Origin of the sequence: Pseudomonas sp. (assembly GCF_030147005.1) — a bacterium.
In the GTDB taxonomy this organism is placed as follows: domain Bacteria; phylum Pseudomonadota; class Gammaproteobacteria; order Pseudomonadales; family Pseudomonadaceae; genus Aquipseudomonas.
The window spans coordinates 1-5,312 of sequence record NZ_JASLAW010000172.1 but is presented as its reverse complement, the minus strand read 5'-3'; the positions used below and the strand labels follow the sequence as shown (position 1 = coordinate 5,312).

Here is a 5,312-nt window from a genome sequence, read left to right as displayed (position 1 = left end):
CACTCAGGCGCTCAACGCGCAATTGCATGGCCAGGCGCAGCGCTTCGGTTTCCCCGGCGTTGGACACGAACCGCGTGTCGTCCAGGCGAATCAACGGCGCGCCGGCCTCGACGATCTGGCCTTCCTTGACGTACAGCTCGGCAACGATACCGCCTTCCAGGTTCTGGATTTTCTGCAACTTGGACGACGGAATCGCCTTGCCGTCGCCACGGGTGACCTCGTCGATTTCGGAGAAGCCCGCCCACACCACCAGGAACACAAAGAACGCGATGATCGCCCAGATGGTCAGGCGAATAACTCGCGGCGCATCTTCGATCAGCGCTTTGTTGACCTCGGGCAGGGGTTGGCCCTGCAGCGAGTCGGAACCTTTGAAGTAGCGCCCGACCGCGTTCTTGATGGAGTTAAGCGACACTGATCTGCCCCTTCTTCAACGCTTCCATGACCACGGCTTTCGGGCCGTCCGCGAGGATCTGCCCACGGTCGACGACCAGCAGGCGGTCTACCAGGGAAAGCAGCGAGGCCCGGTGCGTCACCAGTACCACGGTCTTGTTTTGCACCACGGCGTGCAGGCGTTGTTTCAAGCGTTCTTCACCGGTGTTGTCCATGGCGCTGGTGGGTTCGTCCAGCAGCAGGATGGGCGGGTTGAGCAGCAGGGCCCGGGCCAGGGCGACGTTCTGGCGCTGGCCGCCGGACAGGTTCTGCCCACGCTCGCCAACCTGCAGCTCATAGCCTTGCGGATGCAGGCGCGCGAATTCATGTACGCCGGCCAGTTCGGCGGCTTGCAGCACCATTTCATCTTCGACGTAGCGTGCACCGCTGACCAGATTGTCGCGCAGGGTGCCGGCCAGCAATTGGATATCCTGGGCGACATAGCCGATGTTGTGGCGCAGTTCGCTGACATCGATCTGGCGGACGTCCACGCCGTCCACCAGCAACGCGCCGGAGTCGGGCTGGTAAAGGCCGACGATCAATTTGGCGAGGGAGCTTTTGCCCGAACCGCTGCGGCCGATGATGCCGATTTTTTCCCCTGGCTTGATCAGCAGGTTGATGTTTTTCAGCGCCGGGTTCTGTTGGTTCGGATAAGTGAAGTTCAGCCCCCGGCACTCGATGGCGCCCTGCAGGGTGCGGCGGCTCATGGGCCGCTCTTCGAAGTTGCGCTCCTGGGGCAGTTCCATCATCTGGTCCACCGAGGTCATGGTGACCTTGGCTTGCTGGTAGCGCGTGAGCAGGCCCGACAGCGAGGCCAGCGGGCTCAACGCGCGGCCACTGAGCATGTAGCAGGCAATCAGGCCGCCCATGCTCAGGTTGCCGTCGATGATCTGGTACACGCCGAATACGATCATGATCACGCCGGCCAGTTGCTGGATCAGCAGAGTCATGTTCATCGACAAGCCCGACAGCAACTTCACCCGCAGTTCGAGCCGGCTCAAGGTGCCGATGGTTTGTTCCCAGCCGTACTGGCGCTCGCTCTCGGCGTTGTTGACCTTGACCGCATCCAGCCCGGCGAGTGTTTCGATCAGGCTCGACTGACGCTCGGCGGCCAGTGCCATGGTGCGCTCCATGGTCGCGACCAAAGGTTTTTGCAGGGCATAGCCGATCCCCAGGGCAATCGGGAACGCCAGCACCGGAATCCACACCAAATGGCCACCGAGCAGGGCGATTACCAGGAAGATCAGCAGCGTGAACGGCAGGTCGATCAGGCTGGTGAGGGTCAGCGATGCGAGGAAGTCGCGCAGGCTCTGAAACTCATGGATGTTCTGCGCAAAGCTGCCGACCCGCGCCGGGCGGTACTTCATCGACATGCCGACGATGCGCTCGAACAGCGTGGCAGAGATGATCAGGTCGGTTTTTTTCCCCGCCAGGTCCAGGCACAGACTGCGCAGGCTTTTGAGCACCAGGTCGAACAGATACGCGCCGCAGATACCCACGGCCAGCACCCACAGCGTGGCGGTGGCCTGGTTCGGTACCACGCGGTCGTACACGTTCATCACGAACAGCGGCGCGGCCATGGCGATGATGTTGATCAGGAAGCTGGCGGCGATGGCGTCGGTATACAGCCAGCGCGAACGCTTGAGCGTGTCACGAAACCACGACCGTGCCCGAGGAATCAGGGTGCCGTGGTTAACGTCGAACTTGTGCTGCGGCTGGGCAAAGAAGACTTTGCCGGTGTAGTCGTCGGCCAGCAGCTCGCGCTTGATCAGCACCTCACCGCCATCGCTTTCGCTGAGCAGCACCCGCGCCTGATCGTCGCCTTCCCAGCCGACCAGCACAGTACTGCGCCCGTCCTTGAGCAGCAGCAGCGCCGGTAACGCGATGGCCGGGATCTGCTCGAGCTTGCGTTGCAGCAGCCGGCCCTGCAGCCCGGCACGTGCGGCGGCGCGCGACAGCAACTCGGCGCTCAAACGCTGCGAAGGCAGCGGCAGGCCGGTGGTGAGCATGGCGGCGCTGGCCGGTTTCTGATGCAGGGCGCAGAGTGCCAACAACCCGTCGAGTAACGGATCGTCGTGCAGCGTGCGTGGATCATGACTGAGATGAACTCGACTGACTTCGGATTCCACGCGGGGCACTCTCGACTAACAGATGGGGCTATGGGGTGACTCAGTTCATTCCAGGCAGCTGGACTTTGGGCTTCACATCGTTTTGCACGATGGAGGCCATTGGAGCGACTACGCCTTGGCTTTTGAGCAATTCGCCCATGGTCGCCTTGATTCGGTACTGAGTAAATAACTGAATGTTCTTGATTTCTTCCAGGCGACGCGAAGCGGTGAACAATTCGTTCTCGCTGTCGAGCAAGTCCAGCAGGGTACGTTGGCCCAGGCTGAACTGTTGCTGGTAGGACGTGCGCACGCGGGTGCTGTGGTCCACGTATTGCTGGGCCACCGGCAGTTGCGCGTTGGCGTTGTTCAGGGCGTTCCAGGCCAGGCCCAGTTCTTCATTGAGCTGGCGCAAGGCGTTGTTGCGGATGTCCAGGGCCTGGTTGGCCTGATACGACTTCGACTGCAGGTCGGCCTTGTTGCTGCCGCCGGCAAACAGGTTGAAGCGCATGCGCACCATGGCTTCCCAGCCGTTGCTGTGGTTGGCATCGCCGGAGACGTTGTTGTCGGCATTGGTGCCCAGCTCGGCGTCAAAGCGTGGGTAGAAGCTGGACTTGGCGGCCGCGTATTGCTGCTCGGCGGCGGAGATGTCCGATTCGGCCGAGCGCAGCACCGGGCTGTTGTCGAGCATCTGGCGACGCGCTTCATTCAGGTCGGCCGGAAGCATGGCCATGAACGGCGCCGGGCGCTCGAGTTGGTCGGGCATCTGGCCAACGGCGCTGAGGTAGTTGGTTTGCGCATCCGCAAGGTTGGTCTGCTCGGTGATCAGGTTGTTACGGGCCTGGGCCAGCCGCGCTTCGGCCTGATCCTGGTCGGCGCCGTTACCGACGCCGCGCTGGGTACGCAACTTGATCTGATCGTAAATACGTTCGTGGTTGCGCAGGTTGTCTTCGGCCAGGCGCACGAACTCACGACGGGTCAGCACTTCCAGGTACACCTGGGCGACGGTCAACCCGGTGCGCTCGGACGTACCGAGCAACGAGTAGGCGCGGGAATTGACGTTGGCTTGTTGACGACCGACTTCGCTGGACGTGGCGAAACCGTCAAAAATCATTTGTTGCAGGCGCAGGCTGGATTCGCCGCGATTGAGCGTTTCCCAGTGGTTGCCGCCCGCGCCGTTGGTGGCGCGAGTGGACGCGTTGTCGGTGCCGGCACGGCCATAACCGGCATTCAAATCGACACGCGGCAGGTAACCGCCCTGCGCCGCACGCAGTTGGTAATCGGCGGCAATGCGGCTGTTCACACCGGCCTGAATTTCAGGGTGCACATCCAACGCCTGTTGCATGGCTTGGGGCAGTGTTTGGGCTTGGACGAAACTGGCGGCGAAGACGAACGGTATTGCCTTGAGCAGGTGCAGACGCATTAAAAAATTCCCCAGGACTTCTTGTCTCAAATCACAGCGATTGGCGCCGCCGCGTCGAATAATGGCTAGCGTAATGACCGTACGTCGGAAAGTTCAAAAAGCGGAACTGCTTCATACATGTAGGACGGTTCGCCGCATAAATATCAATGTGACATTACGGGGGCGATTGTTTAGGATGGCGGCGATAAGGTCAATAGTTTGGCATAAACTAGATAACTTAAAAATTAAGCCAATAATTTGACGTCAGTAATCACTCAACCTACGCCCCCTCCAGTTTGGCCCTCCCCTTTGAGCGGCCACATGGAATTATCACAAACGGATCGCCGGAGAAATATTTAATGAGCAATGTTGTTGCCATCGTCAAAAGCATTGTTGGCCAAGTGTTCGTTATTTCTCCGGAAGGGACACGCCGTGTTCTGGTTGAGGGTGATCGCCTGTTCGCGGGCGACCAGATTGACACAGGCCTGTCGGGCGCGGTGAGCCTGGAGCTGGCTGATGGGCGCACCCTTGACCTTGGGCGCGAAACCCAGTGGAGCGCCGACATGCCGGACTCCGCTGCGGACCTCGCCGCTGCCACCGAACAGGCCGCGCCGTCGGTTGCCGAACTGCAGCAAGCCATCGCCGCCGGCGCCGACCCGACCACCGAGCTGGAAGCCACTGCCGCCGGCGCAACCGCTGCCGGTAATGGCGCCGCGGGCGGGGGCCACAGCTTTGTGGTGCTGGACGCAACCGCCGGGCGTGTCGACCCGACCATCGGCTTCCCCACCGCCCCCATCGGCCAGGGCACCTCAACACTGAACACTTTTACCGGTGCCCAGGGTTCTACCGGCAACGGCAACCTGGCGCTGCAGCCTTCGACCCTGAGCCTGAGCGCGACCCCAAGCATCACCGAAGCCGGGGGCGTGCTGACTTACACCGCCACCGTGACCCAAGCCTCCACCAGCGACTTGACCGTCACCTTGTCCAACGGCGCGGTCATTACCATCCCGTCCGGCCAACTGACCGGCACTGTTAACGTGCCCCTGGCGCCTAACGACAGCCCGTACATCGACGCCGGCCAGATCAGCGTCACCGTCACAGGCACCACCGGCGGCAACAACCTGGTGCTGACTCTCGACCCTAACCCGGCCGTGACGCAGATCACCGACACCATCGACACCACCACCGTCACCCTGACGGCGGGTTCGAGCGTGACCGAAGGCGGCCAGATCACTTACACCGCGACGCTGACCAACCCGGCGCAAACGCCGGTGAGCGTTACGTTGAGCAATGGTTCGGTGATCACCATTAAAGCGGGCGAGTCTGTGGGCACCGTTGTGGTCAATACCCCGGCCAACGATGTGTACGTCAACGGC

4 protein-coding genes are annotated in these 5,312 nt (G+C 61.7%); 1 reads left to right on the top strand and 3 read right to left on the bottom strand.

Going from position 1 to position 5,312, the window contains the following annotated elements:
* The 3 genes from Q1V60_RS15955 to Q1V60_RS15945 form a co-directional block, all read right to left on the bottom strand.
* On the bottom strand, positions 1-412 hold a 412-nt coding region (locus tag Q1V60_RS15955; RefSeq protein ID WP_300632106.1), incomplete at its 3' end, for a biotin/lipoyl-binding protein.
* Positions 402-2,558, bottom strand: coding sequence for a type I secretion system permease/ATPase (locus Q1V60_RS15950; RefSeq protein ID WP_300632105.1), 2,157 nt, complete (start codon positions 2,556-2,558; stop codon positions 402-404). The genes Q1V60_RS15955 and Q1V60_RS15950, both read right to left, overlap by 11 nt.
* A gap of 40 nt (positions 2,559-2,598) precedes the next feature.
* Positions 2,599-3,957, bottom strand: a complete 1,359-nt coding sequence (locus Q1V60_RS15945) for a TolC family outer membrane protein (RefSeq protein ID WP_300632104.1) — start codon at positions 3,955-3,957, stop codon at positions 2,599-2,601.
* A 338-nt stretch (positions 3,958-4,295) separates the two neighbouring features.
* Between Q1V60_RS15945 and Q1V60_RS15940 the strand changes: the two genes are divergently transcribed.
* A partial coding sequence (locus tag Q1V60_RS15940; protein WP_300632103.1) for a retention module-containing protein occupies positions 4,296-5,312 on the top strand: 1,017 nt, incomplete at its 3' end.

Bases quoted from the DNA above. Each gene is read 5' to 3' on its own strand.
- Q1V60_RS15945 (WP_300632104.1), bottom strand. From the start codon at position 3,957: ATGCGTCTGCACCTGCTCAAGGCAATACCGTTCGTCTTCGCCGCCAGT.